18 protein-coding genes and 4 tRNA genes are annotated in these 19,470 nt (G+C 37.5%); 21 read left to right on the top strand and 1 reads right to left on the bottom strand.

What is annotated here, in order from left to right:
• Positions 1-400 precede the first annotated feature (400 nt).
• Both L8T27_RS19375 and L8T27_RS19370 read left to right on the top strand, forming a co-directional pair.
• Positions 401-1,162 carry a ParA family protein gene (locus L8T27_RS19375; RefSeq protein ID WP_233319081.1) on the top strand — a complete coding sequence of 254 codons (762 nt, stop codon included), beginning with the start codon at positions 401-403 and terminating at the stop codon, positions 1,160-1,162.
• Positions 1,155-2,012: a ParB/RepB/Spo0J family partition protein gene (locus L8T27_RS19370; RefSeq protein ID WP_233319079.1), complete on the top strand. Its 858-nt coding sequence runs from the start codon at positions 1,155-1,157 to the stop codon at positions 2,010-2,012. Before L8T27_RS19375 ends, L8T27_RS19370 begins: the two co-directional genes overlap by 8 nt.
• Positions 2,013-2,046: 34 nt before the next feature.
• On the opposite strand, the gene yyaC is transcribed toward L8T27_RS19370, so the two are convergent.
• Positions 2,047-2,664: a spore protease YyaC gene (gene yyaC / locus L8T27_RS19365; RefSeq protein WP_233319077.1), complete on the bottom strand. Its 618-nt coding sequence runs from the start codon at positions 2,662-2,664 to the stop codon at positions 2,047-2,049.
• Positions 2,665-2,969: 305 nt separating this feature from the next.
• Here yyaC and L8T27_RS19360 point away from each other — a divergent pair, with 305 nt between their 5' ends.
• The 19 genes from L8T27_RS19360 (at position 2,970) to L8T27_RS19270 (ending at position 19,466) form a co-directional block, all read left to right on the top strand.
• Positions 2,970-3,830 carry a mechanosensitive ion channel family protein gene (locus tag L8T27_RS19360; protein ID WP_233319076.1) on the top strand — a complete coding sequence of 287 codons (861 nt, stop codon included), beginning with the start codon at positions 2,970-2,972 and terminating at the stop codon, positions 3,828-3,830.
• A gap of 13 nt (positions 3,831-3,843) precedes the next feature.
• Positions 3,844-4,041, top strand: coding sequence for a DUF951 domain-containing protein (locus tag L8T27_RS19355; protein ID WP_233319074.1), 198 nt, complete (start codon positions 3,844-3,846; stop codon positions 4,039-4,041).
• A gap of 162 nt (positions 4,042-4,203) precedes the next feature.
• Complete coding sequence (gene ychF / locus L8T27_RS19350; RefSeq protein WP_233319072.1) at positions 4,204-5,304, top strand: redox-regulated ATPase YchF; 1,101 nt, start codon at positions 4,204-4,206, stop codon at positions 5,302-5,304.
• Positions 5,305-5,566: 262 nt separating this feature from the next.
• A complete protein-coding gene (locus tag L8T27_RS19345; protein ID WP_237942188.1) occupies positions 5,567-6,718 on the top strand; it encodes a glycosyltransferase family 4 protein in 1,152 nt (383 codons plus the stop codon).
• A gap of 146 nt (positions 6,719-6,864) precedes the next feature.
• Positions 6,865-7,155 (top strand): 30S ribosomal protein S6, encoded by a 291-nt coding sequence (gene rpsF, locus L8T27_RS19340; protein WP_233319109.1) that lies wholly within the window; start codon positions 6,865-6,867, stop codon positions 7,153-7,155.
• Positions 7,156-7,209: 54 nt separating this feature from the next.
• On the top strand, positions 7,210-7,728 hold the full coding sequence (gene ssb / locus L8T27_RS19335) for a single-stranded DNA-binding protein (protein WP_233319068.1): 519 nt from the start codon (positions 7,210-7,212) through the stop codon (positions 7,726-7,728).
• Between the two features lie 41 nt (positions 7,729-7,769).
• Entirely contained in the window at positions 7,770-8,006 is a 237-nt protein-coding gene (rpsR, locus tag L8T27_RS19330) for a 30S ribosomal protein S18 (RefSeq protein ID WP_233319107.1), read from the top strand.
• Positions 8,007-8,302: 296 nt separating this feature from the next.
• A complete protein-coding gene (locus tag L8T27_RS19325; protein ID WP_233319067.1) occupies positions 8,303-10,276 on the top strand; it encodes a DHH family phosphoesterase in 1,974 nt (657 codons plus the stop codon).
• Complete coding sequence (gene rplI / locus L8T27_RS19320) at positions 10,273-10,722, top strand: 50S ribosomal protein L9 (RefSeq protein WP_237942182.1); 450 nt, start codon at positions 10,273-10,275, stop codon at positions 10,720-10,722. The genes L8T27_RS19325 and rplI overlap by 4 nt, the downstream gene beginning before the upstream one ends.
• A gap of 144 nt (positions 10,723-10,866) precedes the next feature.
• Complete coding sequence (gene dnaB, locus L8T27_RS19315; protein ID WP_233319065.1) at positions 10,867-12,231, top strand: replicative DNA helicase; 1,365 nt, start codon at positions 10,867-10,869, stop codon at positions 12,229-12,231.
• A 251-nt stretch (positions 12,232-12,482) separates the two neighbouring features.
• A complete protein-coding gene (locus L8T27_RS19310) occupies positions 12,483-13,775 on the top strand; it encodes an adenylosuccinate synthase (protein ID WP_233319064.1) in 1,293 nt (430 codons plus the stop codon).
• Positions 13,776-13,948: 173 nt separating this feature from the next.
• Positions 13,949-14,024: transfer RNA gene (locus L8T27_RS19305), tRNA-Lys, on the top strand.
• A gap of 11 nt (positions 14,025-14,035) precedes the next feature.
• Positions 14,036-14,107: transfer RNA gene (locus L8T27_RS19300), tRNA-Glu, on the top strand.
• A 19-nt stretch (positions 14,108-14,126) separates the two neighbouring features.
• A tRNA-Asp gene (locus tag L8T27_RS19295) sits at positions 14,127-14,202 on the top strand.
• A gap of 58 nt (positions 14,203-14,260) precedes the next feature.
• Positions 14,261-14,333: transfer RNA gene (locus tag L8T27_RS19290), tRNA-Phe, on the top strand.
• 465 nt (positions 14,334-14,798) lie between these two features.
• Complete coding sequence (yycF, locus tag L8T27_RS19285; RefSeq protein WP_233319063.1) at positions 14,799-15,509, top strand: response regulator YycF; 711 nt, start codon at positions 14,799-14,801, stop codon at positions 15,507-15,509.
• A 9-nt stretch (positions 15,510-15,518) separates the two neighbouring features.
• On the top strand, positions 15,519-17,351 hold the full coding sequence (walK, locus tag L8T27_RS19280) for a cell wall metabolism sensor histidine kinase WalK (RefSeq protein ID WP_233319061.1): 1,833 nt from the start codon (positions 15,519-15,521) through the stop codon (positions 17,349-17,351).
• Entirely contained in the window at positions 17,348-18,667 is a 1,320-nt protein-coding gene (locus tag L8T27_RS19275) for a YycH family regulatory protein (RefSeq protein ID WP_237942181.1), read from the top strand. Before walK ends, L8T27_RS19275 begins: the two co-directional genes overlap by 4 nt.
• Complete coding sequence (locus L8T27_RS19270) at positions 18,654-19,466, top strand: two-component system regulatory protein YycI (RefSeq protein WP_237942180.1); 813 nt, start codon at positions 18,654-18,656, stop codon at positions 19,464-19,466. The genes L8T27_RS19275 and L8T27_RS19270 overlap by 14 nt, the downstream gene beginning before the upstream one ends.
• The last annotated feature ends 4 nt before the right edge of the window (positions 19,467-19,470 follow it).

Below are 19,470 nucleotides of genomic sequence, written 5' to 3'. Positions count from 1 at the left end.
TATAAAATGAATAATCATTCACTGTGAGAACATTAGCCATTTTGGTTTCAATTTCTCACTTTTTTTCTGCAAAAAAATAAATGCTACTAAATTCTTAGAAAAAATGGGCTTTCAGTAGCATATATAGAAGTAAAAAATAGAGCAATGCCTCTATATATTATAAACTCTATTAAAAAATGACGATATTTAGAAGTTTTCATGATAAAATAATAGATGATTGTGCTACATTTGTTCCTTTTAGGAATAAAAACAGTCATAATCACGGGAAAACGGTGTATTTAACACCTGATTACCAATAAAATAACTTTTTCATGTCTGATTTAAATAAATAAAATAACATTTACAGCACCTTCTGCTGAATAATTGAAGGTAATTTATCGTAATAAAGGTAGGTGACATCATGGGGAGAGTAATTACGGTAGCTAATCAAAAAGGGGGAGTTGGAAAAACAACAACCTCGGTCAATCTTGGCTCTTGTTTAGCTTACATCGGAAAAAGAGTACTTTTAGTTGATACAGATCCACAGGGAAATGCCACAAGTGGCGTTGGTATTGAAAAGGCAGATGTAGATCATTGCATTTATGATGTGTTAGTAGATGACATTGAAGCAAGCCAAGTCATCAAAGCAACAAATGTAGAGAACCTTGATGTAATTCCAGCAACAATTCAATTAGCTGGGGCAGAAATAGAGCTTGTTTCCACAATCTCCAGGGAAGTCCGCTTAAAAAGAGCATTGGAAGAAGTTAAGGACAGATATGATTATATTTTGATCGATTGTCCGCCATCTTTAGGCTTATTAACAATAAATGCACTAACTGCATCTGATGCTGTCTTAATTCCAGTACAATGTGAATATTATGCACTTGAAGGATTGAGCCAGCTTCTGAATACAGTAAGATTGGTGCAAAAGCACTTAAATCATGAGCTTGCTATTGAAGGTGTCTTATTGACAATGCTTGATGCCCGTACGAATTTAGGGATACAAGTAATAGAAGAAGTAAAAAAATACTTCCAGGATAAAGTGTTTAAAACAATTATTCCACGTAATGTAAGACTAAGCGAAGCGCCAAGCCATGGGGAACCAATTATCATTTATGATCCAAAGTCCCGTGGAGCAGAAGTATATTTAGAGTTGGCAAAGGAAGTGGTTACGAGTGGCTAAGGGATTAGGGAAAGGTCTTGACGCTTTTTTTCCGAGCATGGAAGTAGAAAAAGAAGAAGTAATTAAGGAATTAAATATAAAAGAATTGCGACCAAACCCTTATCAGCCAAGAAAAGTTTTCGAGAAAGAGGCAATTGAGGAACTTAAAGCATCAATCTTGGAACATGGGATACTTCAGCCAATCATTGTACGTAAAAGTATTAAAGGGTTTGAAATTGTTGTTGGGGAACGGCGCTTTCGTGCGGCAAAAGAAGCTAATTTAGAAGTGGTTCCCGCAGTAATTCGAGAACTGTCTGAACAGCAAATGATGGAACTTGCTGTACTGGAAAACCTGCAGCGTGAAGATTTGTCTCCGATAGAAGAAGGACATGCCTATCAGCTGCTTATGAAAAAATTAAATTTCACACAGGAAGAGTTGGCTAAACGCCTTGGCAAAAGCCGACCTCATATTGCCAATCATGTCAGACTCCTATCACTTCCGCCGGCTATTCAAGAGATGATTACAGATGGAACCATTTCAATGGGACACGGAAGGGCATTGTTAGGATTAAAAAATAAAGATAAGCTGCCACTGCTTGTTGAAAAGACAGTCAAGGATGGTTTGAACGTTAGACAGTTGGAGTATTTAATTCAACAAATGAACGAAGATGTTTCACGTGAAACACCGAAAGAAAAGAAAGAAACAAAGAATGTCTTTATAAAGGAACAAGAAACTTTCCTAAGAGAAAGATTCGGTACTACAGTGAATATCAAACAAACGAAAAACAAAGGTAAAATTGAGATTGAGTTCTTTTCTGAAGATGATTTAGATAGAATTTTACAGCTTCTCGATCGTAATGAGGATATTTAAAAAGAAGAAACCAAAATATGGTTTCTTCTTTTTGTTAAATGGGCCGTTCTTGAAGAGAGTATTCTTCCTGTCCTTCAGCATAGCGATAACGAAGACTGCTTTGATAAATACCTTTTGAAATCGTTTTAGCCATTTCAAGCACAAGACTGAGTCTTGTATTTTGTAGTACAAGAAACTCCATAAAGCCGCTTATGTTAACAATTCCAGTGATATGAATATTACCTACTGGCGGCAATTCCTTTTTAACTCCACTTCCAGGTTTGACGGGGCCATCCCCTAGATGTATGACACCAACACTTTTCATCCTGCCTAAACAAGCATCTATCCCAATGATAAAAGGATCTTTATGCTTTTCGTGAATCTCCATCATCTTTTCTTCTAAGTTCAGCGCATGGATAGGTTCATTTAAAGTGCCATAAACAAAAAAGGAACCTAGTTTTTTTTCTGCTAATAATGTTCCAATAAGTGGTCCGAGTGAATCACCTGTAGAGCGATCTGTGCCAATACATACAAACACAATTGGCTGTGCAGAGGAAGCTGGTGGCAACTGTTTATACAAAGAGTCTGCCAGTTTATAGGATGCTAACTGCTCATTATGGGCGATTCTTATCGGAAGTTCACTTTTATCAAATATATTGGTATAGATGCTCATCAAATCTACTCCTTTGCACTAGGAAACTATAAATAAGCAAGCTGTTCAATTTAATATGTTATTTCAAAGTAAAAGTAATACCATTATAGGAATATATATTAATTTCTATACATCTTCATGCCAAATCCATTGATAAAGAGGGAGAAAGATAGGGGGCATACAAGTCGATCTGTGATAATATACCTAGAAAATAACAGGTAGGTTATTACTTCAAACTAAAATTAGAACCTGTTAAAATAAACTAAATAGCCAGGAATAACAATCTGGCTTTTGAAAAGGGAGAAAAGAGGCAGCAGGGGTGTGTTATGGATAATTTAGAAGAAAAAGTGAACGATAGTGTAGATGTTATTACAGATGAGAATATATGGATAAATTTAGGCCAGGGATCTTTAAAAATTATTATTATCATTTTAATAAGTGTTGTTGTTACAAGGGTTGCTAAGATTGCTGTGCGGAACATATTTAAGGTTAGAACACATTCTGCACTCAGAATATCGGAAAGAAGAGAAGCTACACTAGTTAAACTATTGGAAAATACCCTTACCTACGTTATCTATTTTATTGCCTTTATGATGATTTTAGGTACATTGAATATTGACGTGAAGGGATTGCTTGCCGGAGCGGGAATTGTTGGCTTAGCCGTCGGTTTTGGTGCGCAAAGTTTAGTGAAGGATATTATTACTGGATTTTTCATTATTTTTGAAGACCAGTTTTCTGTAGGAGATGTTGTGCAGATCGGCCAATTTCAAGGTGTTGTGGAGGAAATTGGGTTAAGAACAACGAAAGTAAAAAGTTATACTGGCGAAGTGAATATTATACCGAATGGAAGTATAATGGAAGTAACAAACTTCTCATTAAACAACAGTAAAGCAGTTGTTGATGTCAGCATAGCGTACAAGGGCGATATAGATAGGGCTGAAAGTGTTATTAAAGATCTTATTGAAACATTTCCGGAAAAATATGAACAAATTGTCGGTGTCCCGGAGCTTTTAGGTGTTGAAAACATTATGGCAGCAGAGGTAGTTATAAGAGTTGTTGCTGAGACATTGCCAATGCAGCATTATACAGTTGCCCGTGCGTTAAGGAAGGAAATTAAAAATGTCCTTGATGAGAATGGAATAGAGAGCCCATATCCGAAATTAATGATGTACTCTAAACCGGAATAAAACAGGAGGGAATATGGAACAGAAAGAGTTTGCTATCAATGATATTGTTGAAATGAAAAAAGCACATCCTTGTGGCACAAATCGTTGGAAAATTATTAGGATGGGAATGGATATCCGCATTAAGTGTGAAGGCTGTGAACATAGCGTCCTTATTCCAAGGCGAGAGTTTGCGAGAAAAATGAAAAAAATGTTAGTAAAGCATGAAGAGTGATTCATGCTTTTTTTTATGAAAATAAGGTATTTTTACCTTGCGAACAAGCATGGCTACTTGTCTTTTTTGAAGGTTAAATCTATAATTGGTAAAGGTTTAATAGTACAAATGAAATTAATTTCTGCTCAATAAAAAGCAGGTTTATTATAAGGGAGTGACATTATGGCGTTAACTGCTGGAATAGTTGGATTGCCGAACGTCGGTAAATCTACATTGTTTAATGCAATAACACAGGCGGGTGCAGAATCTGCAAACTATCCATTCTGTACAATCGATCCGAATGTTGGAATCGTAGAGGTACCAGATCCAAGGTTAAATAAGTTGACTGAGCTTGTTCAGCCGAAAAAAACTGTACCGACAACTTTTGAATTTACAGATATTGCTGGAATTGTAAAAGGTGCGAGTAAAGGAGAAGGCTTAGGAAATAAGTTTCTTTCCCATATTCGTGAAGTAGATGCTATTTGCCAAGTGGTGCGCTGCTTTGCTGATGACAATATTACTCATGTTTCTGGAAAAGTAGATCCAATTTCCGATATTGAAACAATTAATCTAGAATTGATTCTTGCAGATTTAGAATCTGTTGAAAAAAGAATTGCCCGTGTAGGGAAAATGGCTAAACAAAAAGATAAAGATGCAGTGGCAGAATTGGAAGTTCTTGAAATTCTAAAAGCAGCATTTGAAGAAGAAAAGCCAGCAAGAGCTGTTGAATTTACGGAAGAGCAGGCTAAATTAGCGAAGAATCTTCACTTGCTGACAATCAAGCCAGTTCTTTATGTGGCAAATGTCGGCGAAGATGAGGTTGGCGATACAGATAATAATGAATATGTGCAGAAAGTTAGAGAATTTGCTTCTAATGAGAATGCAGAAGTAATCGTAATCTGTGCAAAAATTGAAGAAGAAATTGCAGAGCTTGAAGGGGAAGAAAAAGCAATGTTCCTTGAAGAGCTTGGCATTGAAGAATCTGGTCTTGATCAGCTAATTAGAGCTGCTTACCACTTGCTTGGTCTAGCAACATACTTTACAGCTGGAGTGCAAGAAGTTCGTGCTTGGACATTTGTTCAAGGAATGAAAGCTCCGCAATGTGCTGGTATCATCCATTCTGACTTTGAAAGAGGCTTTATTAGAGCAGAGACTGTTTCTTATGAAGATTTAATGGTAAGTGGAAATATGGTTGCGGCAAAAGAGGCAGGTAAAGTTCGTCTAGAAGGAAAAGATTACGTAGTTAAAGACGGAGATATTATTCACTTCCGCTTTAATGTTTAATAGCTGTATATATATGAGAGAAAAACCGCCCTTATACAAGTGAGGGCGGTTTTTTACATTTTCTTTAGCTTATTCGACACAAGCACTTGGAAAAGAGTTTAGCAAGTAGGAAAAGTCCAGAAAAATAGCTTATGAATAATAAGCTTATTTCGACAGTGTGATAAAGAAAATACTTTTACAGTGCCTTTACATGCCCCTTTCAAACCGGTGCTATCATTTCTTTAGAGGGATCATAATACATGTTCCAAAGGGGGATTCACAAGTGAAAATTGCAATTTTTACAGACACCTATTTTCCGCAAGTGAATGGAGTAGCCAACTCTTTAAAGAGATTAACAGATCATCTGGAAAAAAGGCAGATTCAATATCAGATTTTTGCACCGGAAGTGGAGGATACTCCAGCATACCCAAATATTAATCAATTTTTTAGCATTCCAGTTTTTTTATATCCTGAATGTAGGACCGCATTAGCAAACCCTAAACGGATTAAGGCTAAAGTTCAAGAATTTAACCCAGATATCATACATATTGCAACACCGTATATGATGGGGCTCTACGGCCTGTTTTGTGCTAAAAAACTTCACATACCAGTTGTTTCCTCCTACCATACTCATTTTGACCAATATTTGGAGTATTATCGAGCATCATGGCTGCTGCCTGTTCTTCATAAGTACTTAAAATGGTTTCATGAGTCCACAGAAAGAACCTTTGTACCTTCAAAAGAGACTAAATCAAAGCTGGCTGAGCTTGGCTTCCATTCCTTGTCAATATGGGGAAGAGGGGTAGATTGCTCTCAATTCCATCCTATTGCAGTAAACCAACCCATTAGAGAAAAATACAATATACAAGAAGAATATATTCTTTTGTATGTTGGCAGATTTGCTCCAGAGAAAGATTTAGCCACCCTTTCAGCGATAATGGATTCCCTCCCTGAAAGCTGGAATAATAGAGTTCATTGGCTGCTGGCAGGAGACGGACCATGCTTGCCTGAATGGAAGCGCAAAGCTGCAGAAAGAAAAAATATGACTTTAACCGGTTATTTAAAAGGTGCGGAATTATCACAGGTGTATGCAAGTGCAGATTTATTTGTATTTCCTTCCACAACTGAAACATTTGGAAATGTCGTACTGGAATCCTTAGCTTCAGGAACACCTGCTATCGTCTCCAATTCAGGCGGTGTTAAGGAAATGGTGGAGGATGGTGTAACGGGAAGAATTTGCCCAGCAAAAAGCACAGAACATTTCACTGCTGCTATCATTGAATTATTAAATCAAACAATGATGAGAAATATGTTTGGTACAGCAGCCAGGAAATATGCGTTAAGCCAATCTTGGGAGAGTATACTTGACGGTTTGATTGGCGAATATGAAGAAGTGATAATGAATAGCAGAGAAGATCAAAGAATATATGCGTAAAGTATTGCTTAAAACATTAACTGTGGCAATTCTTTTTAGTATTCATTGCAAATTGTTTTTCAATATGCTATAATTTCATCTTGTGAGTAATGTATATATTGCTCCTTGCCCAATCGGGCCGTTTAGACCAAAAGGAGGTGAAAGTGATGAAAAAGTACGAAATTATGTACATCATCCGTCCAAATATTGAAGATGAAGCTAAAAAAGCTCTAGTTGAGCGTTTTAACGGTATTCTTGCTGATAATGGAGCGGAAGTTACTGAAGCGAAAGAGTGGGGTAAACGTCGTCTTGCATACGAAATCAATGATTTCCGTGATGGCTACTACCAACTAGTGAAAGTTAACGCTGCACCAGTAGCAGTTGAGGAGTTCACTCGTCTAGCTAAAATTAGCGAGGATATTATCCGTCATATTGTTATTAAAGAAGAAGCTAAATAATAAATAGAATGAATTCATGTTCCACGTGAAACATGATGAAGGGAGTTGAAACTGATGATGAACCGTGTTGTTCTTGTTGGCCGATTGACGAAGGATCCTGAACTGCGATACACACCAAGTGGAGCTGCTGTTGCAACTTTCACTCTTGCGGTCAACCGTACTTTTACGAACCAACAAGGTGAAAGAGAAGCAGACTTTATCAATTGTGTAGTCTGGAGGAAACCTGCAGAGAACGTAGCTAATTTCTTGAAGAAAGGAAGCTTAGCTGGCGTTGACGGCAGACTTCAAACGCGCAGTTATGAGGGACAAGATGGGAAACGTGTCTATGTAACAGAAGTGCAGGCGGAAAGTGTTCAATTTCTTGAACCTAGAAACAGCAGCTCTGGAAATAGAAATGACAACATGAATTATGGTGCGCCAAGGGAACAAGATAATCCTTTTGGAGGCTCTAATAATTATCAGAATCAGCGACCTCAAAACCAAAATAGAAATAACGATTATACGAGAATGGACGAGGATCCATTTGCAAATAGCGGTCAAATCGATATTTCAGATGATGACTTACCGTTCTAATAATCGGAAATAAGTTATAAAGGAGGGAAATTGACATGGCAATGGGCGGACGCAGAGGCGGACGTGCTAAACGCCGTAAAGTATGCTACTTTACAGCTAACGGCATTACGCATATCGATTATAAAGATGTAGATCTTCTTAAAAAATTCATCTCTGAGCGCGGTAAAATCTTACCTCGTCGTGTAACTGGTACAAGTGCAAAATATCAACGTAAGTTGACTATTGCAATCAAACGTTCACGTACTATGGCTTTACTTCCATACGTAACTGGTGAATAATAAAAAAACACATTAGGGTTAAATCCTAATGTGTTTTTTTATACCTTATATAATACAGTCTATACAAATTATATGTTTGAATGAGCTTCTATAAAATAGTAAAATGATATAGAGGGTATCTCTATATTCTTTATATGTATTGGCTGCAAAATCGTGTTTATGAATATAAGGGTTAGTGGAAATACTAAAAGATGCAAAGTACATTCCCTTGTTTCGTAAATATCGAAATACGGTAAATAATAAGAACAAACAACCGTATACATATTAAATTAACTATATTAGGAGTTGAATAAATTTTGCCTGCTTTTTTGGAAAAGGGATCAATTCGCTATCCATTAGTTTGTCTAATTGGCATTACTCTGATCCTCCTTGGTATCATCTCCTATTATAATTGGCTTTTTGCCTTGGTGGGGTTACTCCTTTCTGTTATCCCTTTTTATTTCATCATTCAGATGAATTTGCGACAAAGAAAGGAAACAGAAGAATATATTACGACCCTTTCCTACCGTGTGAAAAAGGTCGGAGAAGAAGCATTAATGGAAATGCCGATTGGGATTATGCTCATTAATGATGAGTACTTTATTGAGTGGACAAATCCATATTTAGCTTACTGTTTTACAGAAGACAGCTTAGTCGGAAGATCATTATATGATGTGTCTCCTTCCGTTATCCCTCTGATTAAGCAAGAGGTTGAAACAGAAATTATTACGCTTCATAATCGTAAGTTTCGTGTTATCCATAAAAAAGAGGAGCGCCTCCTATACTTTTTTGATGTAACAGAACAAACGGAAATTGAAAAGTTGTATGAGGATGAAAGAACTGCAATTGCAATCATCTTTTTAGACAATTATGATGATCTAACACAAGGTATGGACGATCAGACTCGCAGCAGTTTGAATAACAGTGTTACCTCTATTCTCAACAAATGGGCAACAGACAATGGCGTCTTATTGAAACGGGTATCTTCCGATCGCTTCTTTGCAGTATTCAATGAAAACATTCTGCAGCATCTTGAAAAAGATAAATTCACAATCTTAGATGAAGTGAGAGAGTTAACCTCTAAACAAAATGTGCAGCTAACGTTAAGTATTGGCGTTGGTTCGGGAGTTTCCTCACTCCCTGAGTTAGGAACGATTGCGCAGTCAAGTCTAGATTTGGCACTAGGTCGTGGTGGAGATCAGGTTGCTATCAAACAGCCAAATGGAAAAGTGAAATTCTATGGCGGAAAAACAAACCCTGTTGAAAAGAGAACAAGAGTAAGAGCGAGAGTCATATCCCATGCATTAAAAGAATTGATAACGGCAAGTGATAAAGTCTTCATCATGGGTCATAAGCATCCTGATATGGATGCAATTGGTGCTTCCATTGGTATTCATAAGATAGCTCAGATGAACAAAAAGGAAGCTTATATTATTTTAAATCCTAATGAAATTGATTTAGGTGTAAGAAGACTGCTCGAAGAAATAAAAAAACATGAAACATTGTTTGATCGTTTCATCACTCCAGAACAAGCGCTGGAAATGGATACAGAGGAAAGTTTGCTCGTTGTCGTAGATACCCATAAACCATCATTGGTTATTGAGGAAAAGCTTATTCATAAGATTGAAGATGTTGTCGTCATTGACCATCACAGGCGAGCAGAAGAGTTCATTGATAATCCACTGCTCGTTTATATGGAGCCATATGCATCATCAACAGCTGAGCTTGTCACAGAGCTACTGGAATATCAGCCAAAGACAGCTAAAATTGAGATGCTTGAAGCAACTGCTTTATTAGCAGGAATTATTGTTGATACAAAAAGCTTTACGCTTAGAACCGGGGCAAGAACCTTTGATGCTGCTTCCTACTTGCGGGGGCAGGGAGCTGATACTGTATTAGTACAGAAATTCTTAAAAGAAGATATCAGTAACTACGTGAAAAAGGCTAAAATTATTGAAAATGTAATTTTTTATAAACCTGGCGTTGCCATTGCTAAAGCTCAATCTAATGAAAATAGTGATAATGTCCTTATCGCGCAAACAGCAGACACCTTACTGACGATGGACGGCATTTATGCGTCATTTGTCATCTCGCCAAGAGGAGATGGACAGATTGGTATCAGTGCAAGATCATTAGGGGAAATAAATGTCCAGATTATAATGGAAAGCCTCAAAGGCGGCGGCCATTTGACTAATGCTGCGACACAGCTTTCTAACATGACAATGGCAGAAGCAGAAGCGCGGCTGAAGCTGGCAATCGATGAGTATTTTGAAGGGAGAAAAAAGGAATGAAAGTAATCTTTTTAAAAGACGTTAAAGGTAAAGGGAAAAAAGGCGAAGTAAAAAATGTGGCAGACGGTTATGCACATAACTTCCTATTAAAGCAAGGACTTGCTGTTGAAGCAAACTCAGCAGCTGTCAGCACATTAAATGCTCAAAAGAAAAAAGAAGAAAAACAAGCTGCTGATGAGTTAGCAGAAGCAAAAGTATTAAAAGGAAAAATGGAACAAATTACTGTTGAGCTAACGGCAAAATCAGGAGAAGGCGGCAGACTATTTGGTTCAATTACTAGCAAACAAATTGCTGATGAGTTGAATAAAAAGCATAAAATCAAAATCGATAAGCGTAAAATAGAATTAAATGATGCTATTCGTTCATTAGGGGTAACGAAGGTTCCTGTGAAGCTTCATCAAGAGGTATCTGCTACACTAAATGTGCATGTAAAAGAATTAAGCTAATATTGGAAGTTCCTTTTAAGCTTAAACATGATAAAATAGAATAGATTTGAGAGAAATGTGATACAGGCAAACTGATCACATTTTTTCTTTTGGCATGTACTAATTTGACATTATCCTCTTAAAATAAGGAGGTTTTAAAATTTTATGAGTGAAATGCTCCATGATAGAATTCCACCACAAAATATCGAAGCAGAACAAGCTGTACTAGGGGCAATCTTTTTAGAACCTCAAAGCTTGACGATGGCTTCAGAAATTCTCATACCAGAGGATTTTTACAGAGGTGCCCATCAGAAGATTTATACAGCAATGCTAAAGCTGAACGATGCAGGAAAAGCGGTTGACCTTATTACCGTTACAGCAGAGCTTTCAGCAGGCAATAATCTTGAGGATACTGGTGGCGTCAGCTACTTAAGTGAGTTGGCAGCATCTGTACCTACAGCAGCGAATATTGAGTATTATGCGAAGATTGTTGAGGAGAAATCCTTGCTGCGCAGACTTATACGGACAGCCACTGATATAGCACAGGACGGCTATGCGAGGGAAGATGAAGTAGAGGTATTGCTGAGTGAGGCAGAAAAAAACATTCTTGAGGTTGCCCAAAGAAAGAACGCTGGGGCATTCCACAATATTAAGGATGTTTTAGTACGGACATATGATAATATTGAGGTCATGCATAACCGTCAAGGGGATATAACAGGTATTGCTACAGGGTTTGCTGAGCTCGATAAAATGACAGCCGGTTTTCAGCGAAATGATTTAATCATTGTCGGTGCCCGTCCTTCTGTTGGTAAGACGGCATTTGCTTTGAATATCGCTCAAAACGTAGCTACAACAACTGGGGAAAATGTAGCGATATTCAGTCTTGAGATGGGGGCAGAGCAGCTTGTCATGCGTATGCTGTGTGCAGAAGGTAATATTGATGCACAGCGCCTACGTACAGGGTCATTGACAGACGAAGATTGGGGTAAGCTCACTATGGCGATGGGAAGCCTCTCTAATGCCGGTATATTCATTGATGATACACCAGGTGTAAAAATCACTGATATTCGCTCTAAATGCCGCAGATTGAAGCAGGAGCATGGTTTAGGTATGATCCTAATCGATTACTTGCAACTCATCCTTGGAAGCGGGCGCTCTGGAGAGAACAGACAGCAGGAAGTATCGGAAATCTCCCGTTCTCTTAAACAGCTTGCTCGTGAACTGCAAGTGCCAGTTATTGCTTTGTCTCAGCTATCCCGCGGAGTGGAGCAGAGACAGGATAAGAGACCGATGATGTCTGATATAAGGGAATCAGGAAGTATTGAGCAGGATGCTGATATAGTAGCCTTCTTATATCGTGACGATTATTATGACAAAGAATCGGAAAGTAAAAATATTATTGAAATTATTATAGCAAAGCAGCGGAATGGTCCAACGGGAACAGTCCAGCTCGCCTTCGTTAAGGAATATAATAAATTTGTTAACTTGGAAAGGCGGTTTGATGACCCATCAATGCCGCCGGGAGCTTAAATATAGGCAGATTGGCTTTAAACAGCCAATCTGCCTTTTTTATGCCCGAAATTAGGAACTAAACTCAAATTTTTTAAGATTAAAGTCTATTGAAAAAACCCTATATTAGTAGAATGATTACGAACATATATTTATTTTCTAGTTTTGAATGTTCGGGTTTTGTTGACTTTTGTATGCGTAAATTGGTAAAATAAGATTGTTTGGTAATGAATCTAAATAATTTATAGTAACCTTTGGAGGTGCTTTGGAATATGTCATCAGTCGTGGTTGTTGGAACACAATGGGGAGATGAAGGAAAAGGAAAGATTACTGACTTCTTGTCAGAGAATGCAGAGGTCATTGCTCGTTACCAAGGCGGGAACAATGCAGGTCATACGATTAAATTTAACGGTGAAACATATAAATTACACTTAATTCCGTCTGGAATTTTTTATAGCGATAAAATTTGCGTTATTGGCAATGGAATGGTAGTCGATCCAAAAGCGCTACTTACAGAATTGAAATACTTGCATGATAAAGGCGTAACTACGGATAACTTGAGAATAAGCAACCGTGCTCATGTTATTCTTCCGTATCACTTAAAGCTTGATGAAGTGGAAGAGGAAAGCAAAGGCGCTAATAAGATTGGGACAACTAAAAAGGGAATCGGTCCTGCTTATATGGACAAAGCTGCTCGAATTGGTATTCGAATTGCTGACCTTTTGGACAGAGAAATTTTCGAAGAGAAGCTTGAGCGTAACTTGGTAGAGAAAAACCGTTTGCTTGAGCGCATCTATGAAACAGACGGCTTTAAAATGGAGGATATCCTGGATGAGTATTACGAATACGGCCAGCTGATTAAACAGTATGTTTGTGATACATCTGTTGTTCTAAACGATTCATTGGATGAGGGAAGAAGAGTGTTGTTTGAAGGGGCACAAGGCGTAATGCTTGATATTGACCAAGGTACGTACCCGTTCGTTACATCTTCTAATCCAGTTGCCGGCGGAGTTACAATCGGATCTGGTGTTGGTCCAACGAAGATTAAGCACGTTGTCGGAGTTTCTAAAGCTTACACTACTAGGGTTGGAGATGGTCCTTTCCCTACAGAGCTTGATAATGAAATTGGCCACCAAATCAGAGAAGTCGGCCGTGAGTACGGTACAACTACTGGCAGACCGCGCCGTGTCGGCTGGTTTGACAGTGTGGTAGTACGCCATGCCCGCAGAGTAAGCGGCATTACAGATCTTTCTCTTAACTCTATTGATGTGCTTACAGGCATTGAGACATTGAAAATCTGTGTTGCATATAAATATAAAGGGGAAGTTATGGAAGAGTTCCCTGCAAGCCTAAAAGTATTGTCACAATGTGAACCAGTTTATGAAGAGCTTCCAGGCTGGACAGAGGACATTACAGGTTGTAAATCACTAAGTGAATTACCTGCAAATGCACGCCACTACTTAGAAAGAGTTGCGCAGCTTACTGGTATTCCATTATCTATTTTCTCAGTAGGGCCAGACAGAAGTCAGACAAATGTGGTTCATAGCCCATGGAGACAAAGCTAAAAGAGCTGATTTAGTAGGAAGGAGCCGCTTTTAAGAGCGGCTCCTAAATATTTTTTTATTTTTTTTAAAAAAAGTATTGCCATATATACTAAATGCATGATAATATAAAAAGCGTCGCAAATGAAGCGAATAAAGCAGCGAAATAAACGGTCTGCAAGTTTACTTTTAAAAGCGAGTCATTAGCTCAGTTGGTAGAGCATCTGACTTTTAATCAGAGGGTCGCAGGTTCGAATCCTGCATGACTCACCATTTTTTAATATGGCCCATTGGTCAAGCGGTTAAGACACCGCCCTTTCACGGCGGTAACACGGGTTCGAATCCCGTATGGGTCATTTTATATATAGATTAGCTGGTCCCGTGGTGTAGCGGTTAACATGCCTGCCTGTCACGCAGGAGATCGCGGGTTCGATTCCCGTCGGGACCGCCATTTTTGTTTCATATGCAATATGCATATTTTACATATATTATATAGAAAATATAAATATGGCTCAGTAGCTCAGTCGGTAGAGCAAAGGACTGAAAATCCTTGTGTCGGCGGTTCGATTCCGTCCTGAGCCATCCTTAAAAACAACTATGCATTTTGCATGGTTGTTTTTTTTATTCCAACAGTAATACATTTCTATTACATTCTTGCAACGTTTGCAGATAATAAATGGAGTTATGATAAAATGATATAAGGCGGATTCTGCAATTAGAGGAAGCATTGGATATTTGAAGACAAAAAAAGAGGCGAGAGGCAAGCGAAAAAAATACCTCTCAACCACAAATAAAGGAAAATGAAACTACATGTTATTAAACGGATGAGAGTCCTAAAAGGTTTCATTTTATATTGAAATTTTTAACCCTCTATTTAGGAGGGTTTTTCAAATAGGTTTTAGGAAATGTCTAAATAAATGCAATGAAAATGCGGAAGAATAGAAGAATAGAAAAAAAGTGAATATATAAAATGAAAATGGTAAAGTAGAGCTATAGTAGAAATACCAACAATTTGAATAGATAGAACAATGAAGGAGATAGAAATGCATGAATAAAAAGATACTTGTAGTAGATGATGAAAAACCGATTGCTGATATTCTGCAATTTAATTTAAAGAAGGAAGGCTTTGAAGTACATTGTGCTTATGATGGCAATGCTGCATTGGAAATGGTAGAAGAAGTGCAGCCCGATTTAGTTTTGCTTGATATCATGCTTCCGCAGCGAGATGGAATGGAAGTTTGCCGTGAAATTCGCAAAAAGTATGAGATGCCAATCATTATGCTTACAGCAAAGGATTCTGAAATCGACAAAGTGCTTGGTCTTGAGCTTGGCGCAGATGATTATGTAACGAAGCCTTTTAGTACGAGAGAGCTTATTGCTCGCGTTAAAGCTAACTTGAGACGTCATCAGCAGGTTCCTGCTGCTGCAGAGGAAGAGAATGAATCAAATGAGATTGAAGTTGGCTCCTTAATTATTCACCCGGATGCTTATATTGTTTCAAAAAGAGGGGAAATGATTGAGCTGACACATCGTGAGTTTGAGCTTCTTCATTATTTGGCAAAACATATCGGTCAAGTAATGACAAGAGAGCATTTGCTCCAAACGGTTTGGGGCTATGATTATTACGGTGATGTTCGTACAGTGGATGTGACGGTGAGAAGATTGAGAGAAAAAATAGAGGATAACCCAAGCCATCCAACCTGGATTGTAACGAGAAGAGGGGTAGGGTATTACTTGCGTAATCCTGAACAGGAGTAATAGATATTAATGAAAAAAGTTAGTTTTTTTAGATCAATTCATGTAAAGCTAATGATAATAATTGTATTGCTCATACTCATATCGATACAGATTATCGGTGTATACTTTGTACAAAAGCTGCAGTCCACTTTAATCGAAAACTTTAAGACCTCTATTCAGGAAAAGGTAAATATAGTTTCTATATATATGGAGGAACAGTTTGTAAAAGAGCGGCCAGTAGAAAATGCCGATACTACTCTTGAAGAAGATGTGAGAAGACTGTTAAGCGAGCATAATAATGCAACAGATATTCAGGAGATAAGGGTAATAAATAATAACTCCATTATTATTGGTACCTCAGATCCTGAAAAACAAAATTTAGTCGGACAGAAAATGGTGCAAAGTAAAGTTAGAAGGGCTATGTCCAATTCTTCGCAACCGACTTCCTATATTAGAGTTACATCCAATAAAAAAGAATATGTGTTAATTACGCCAATCAGGCAGCAGGGCGGCGAAACTGTTGGGGTAATTTATACTGTAGGTAAGATTCAGCAAGTGTATGACAGTCTGGACAGTATAAACAGTATCTTTCAAAAAGGGACAGCTATCACTTTAATTGTCACAGCAGTACTGGGGATTTTATTAGCAAGAACAATTACAAGACCAATTTCTGATATGCAGAAACATGCTTTTGCACTTTCTAAGGGAAACTTTTCACAGAAGGTTAAAGTGTACGGATTTGATGAAATTGGACAGCTGGCAATCACTTTTAATAATTTGACAAAAAAGCTCCAAGAATCTCAGGCATCTACAGAAAGTGAAAGAAGAAAGTTGTCCTCTGTCCTTTCTTATATGACTGATGGCGTTATCGCCACAGACAGAAAAGGGAGAATTATTCTTATCAATGAACCTGCTGCGAAAATGCTGGATGTTTCACGTGAAACAGTCTTATCGGAACCGATTATTCAGTTGCTTGGTTTAAAGGATAAATATACTTTTGATGAACTGCTTGAGGAACGGGAATCTGTTATTTTGGATTATAGTACAAATTATGAACCATATATTCTTCGAGCGAATTTTTCTGTCATTCAAAAAGAAACAGGCTTTGTAAATGGCTTAATTACTGTACTTCATGATATTACGGAACAAGAGAAAATTGATATGGAAAGAAAAGAGTTTGTGGCGAATGTTTCTCATGAGCTCAGGACCCCATTAACGACGATGCGAAGCTATGTGGAAGCATTGGCAGAGGGTGCATGGCAGGATGATGGACTTGCTCCAAAGTTTCTGGAAGTGACTCAAAACGAAACAGAGCGAATGATTCGCCTTGTAAATGATTTGTTACAGCTGTCCAAGCTCGACAGCAGAGATTACAAGCTGAATAAAGAACTAGTTGATTTTATGGTGTTTTATAATAGAATCATTGATCGTTTCGAATTGACAAAGGAACAAAACGTTGTCTTTGAACGGAAGCTGCCAAAACACGCAGCATTTGTGGAAATTGATGAAGATAAATTAACACAAGTGCTCGATAATATCATTTCAAATGCAATGAAGTATTCTCCTGAAGGTGGGAAAATTACATTTTCTATAAAAGAACAGGAGCAGCAAATCATTGTGAGTGTAGCAGATAATGGTGTTGGCATACCGAAGGAAAATATAAGCAAAATCTTTGACCGTTTTTACCGTGTAGACAAAGCGAGAACAAGAAGGCTCGGTGGAACTGGTCTTGGCTTAGCTATTGCGAAAGAAATGGTTGAAGCACACGGGGGAAGAATTTGGGCATCAAGTAAAGAAGGAAAAGGCACGAAGATTTCCTTTACACTTCCTTATATTCAATCTGAAGAGGATGATTGGGTATGAATTATGAAAATATAAAAAGTTTAGTACTGACAATTTTAGTGATGTTAAGTCTGCTCATGTATTATTTGCTTTGGACAGATCAAGGTAACACAACAGAGCTTCCAACTGATAATATTGTGGAGCCTGAAAAAATCGGCAGCAAAAAAGAGGTAGCTGATATTGTTCGACCCGATAGAATTTTCCAGCATGTAGATGGTGAAACTTATGGTACAATTTCAATGGACGAAATAAATTCAGTTCTAGAAGTGTTAAAAACGGTCGAATACGGAAGTCTTGAGAATATTTCCGAAGAAATAAATGATATACCTTCTTTTATTAAACAAGAAACAGATAGTATGGAAATTCGTTTCCCAGGTCAGACACCTTTCAGTCTATATAGGGATATACTTCATATTGAAGAGAGCAATCTTTTTAATTTTGATACGATTCTTGTATCCTATAATCTTGTGAATGAAGATGAAGGAACGGTTTACTTTATTTCAGAGAAAGAAAACAAGGTTTATAAAAGTAATATTTTTGTTAGTTATATCAATAACATTAAAGACCTTCAGAAAAATATTACTGCTGAAGAAACACCTTACAACGCTTATTTCAGCTATCAGGCAGGAAGTAAGCTGATCTATTTGCCAACAGAAGAAACTGAAATAAATAGATATATATATAAGAGCGAGACAGTTGATTCATCTAGACTTAAAAATGCTATTTTTACTAATTCAAGTTTAGCTCAAAAGAGCGTTGAGACAAATCAGGAAGTTTATACAGATGATACTAGTATCTTGAGAGTAATAAAGGATACACATGTTGTTAATTTTAAAAGCACATCTGGGATTACAGTAAATGAGCTTAGTCCAAATCAAATCATCGAGAATAGCATTGACTTTGTGAATAGCCATGGAGGCTGGGTTAACAGCTTTTTATATGTAGGCAATGATAATGATCAAAGTACGATTAATTTCCGTATTTATAATGAAACAGGCTTCCCAGTCTTTAACTTGAAGAACGGCCTTTCTTCTATAAAGGTTAGCTGGGAAAATAATAAGATAGAGCAATTCATTACAAGCAACCTGACGATAACAGCAAAACCAATTGATACAACAACTCAAAAGCTAGATTCAGGAAGTTCTGTGTTAAAGGAAATTAAGTCCTCGGAAAACTTCGATCCTGATAAGCTGGAGGCTATTGTGCCAGGCTATGATATGGTCATAACCAACCCAAGCTATGTTTATTTAGAGCCAAGCTGGTTTTACTTATATAATGGGCAATGGCGTCAATTAGGGGAAGTGAAGACAGGGGGCACAAAAAGTGGATTGGAGTAAAATTAAGACTATTTTTATTGTAGCCTTCTTACTGTTGGATATATATTTGATATATGAGTACACACAGTTAAAAAAGGATAATGAACAGTTTGAGACAGAAGAGCCAGAAACACCAATCGCAAAAACATTGGCACTTGATGGCATTAAGTATGATGAAGACAAGTTTCCATCAAATGTAGAAAAAGGTCAGTATTTAACAGCAAAATCTATGACTTTCAGTGATGAGGATGTTGAGGAGCTTGAAAAAAGCAGACTAAGCGGTCAAAGTATTAGAGTTCAAGATTCTACTATGCTGCAGTCTATATTAGAAAAACCGATAAAGCTAAGTGATGAATTTAAGAAAGAAGAATTGGCTGATTTTATTAAGAATAATATTTTAAATGGTGATCAATATGTATTCTGGGAGAAGAAGGATAATACGATTACCTATTATCAGCAATATAATGGCAAGACTTTATATCACAATTTAAAAGGAGAATTGACCTTTTTAGTGAATGAAGAAAATAATATCGTATCCTATAATCAAACCTATCTGCAGGACATTAAAGAATTCGATGAAAAGGAAATGCTCGTAAAGCCGTTAGAGGCCATTTTTGCCCTCTATAAGAATGCCTATTTAGAAATGGGTACTTATATCTCAAATGTGGAGCTCGGCTATTATTCACAGCAAAATGCGCCATCTGTACAGCTGCTGGCGCCAACTTGGAAGATTACGATCAAAGGACAGAAAAACCTTTATGTCAATGCATTGAATGGGGAGATTATTAAGCCAGAGATGGAAGAGACGAAATTGGAGTGAACAA

The organism is Niallia sp. Man26 (assembly GCF_022049065.2).
GTDB lineage: Bacteria > Bacillota > Bacilli > Bacillales > Cytobacillaceae > Niallia.
Note: the sequence above shows the minus strand (reverse complement) of the source record. Positions and strands in the feature narration are given on the sequence as shown.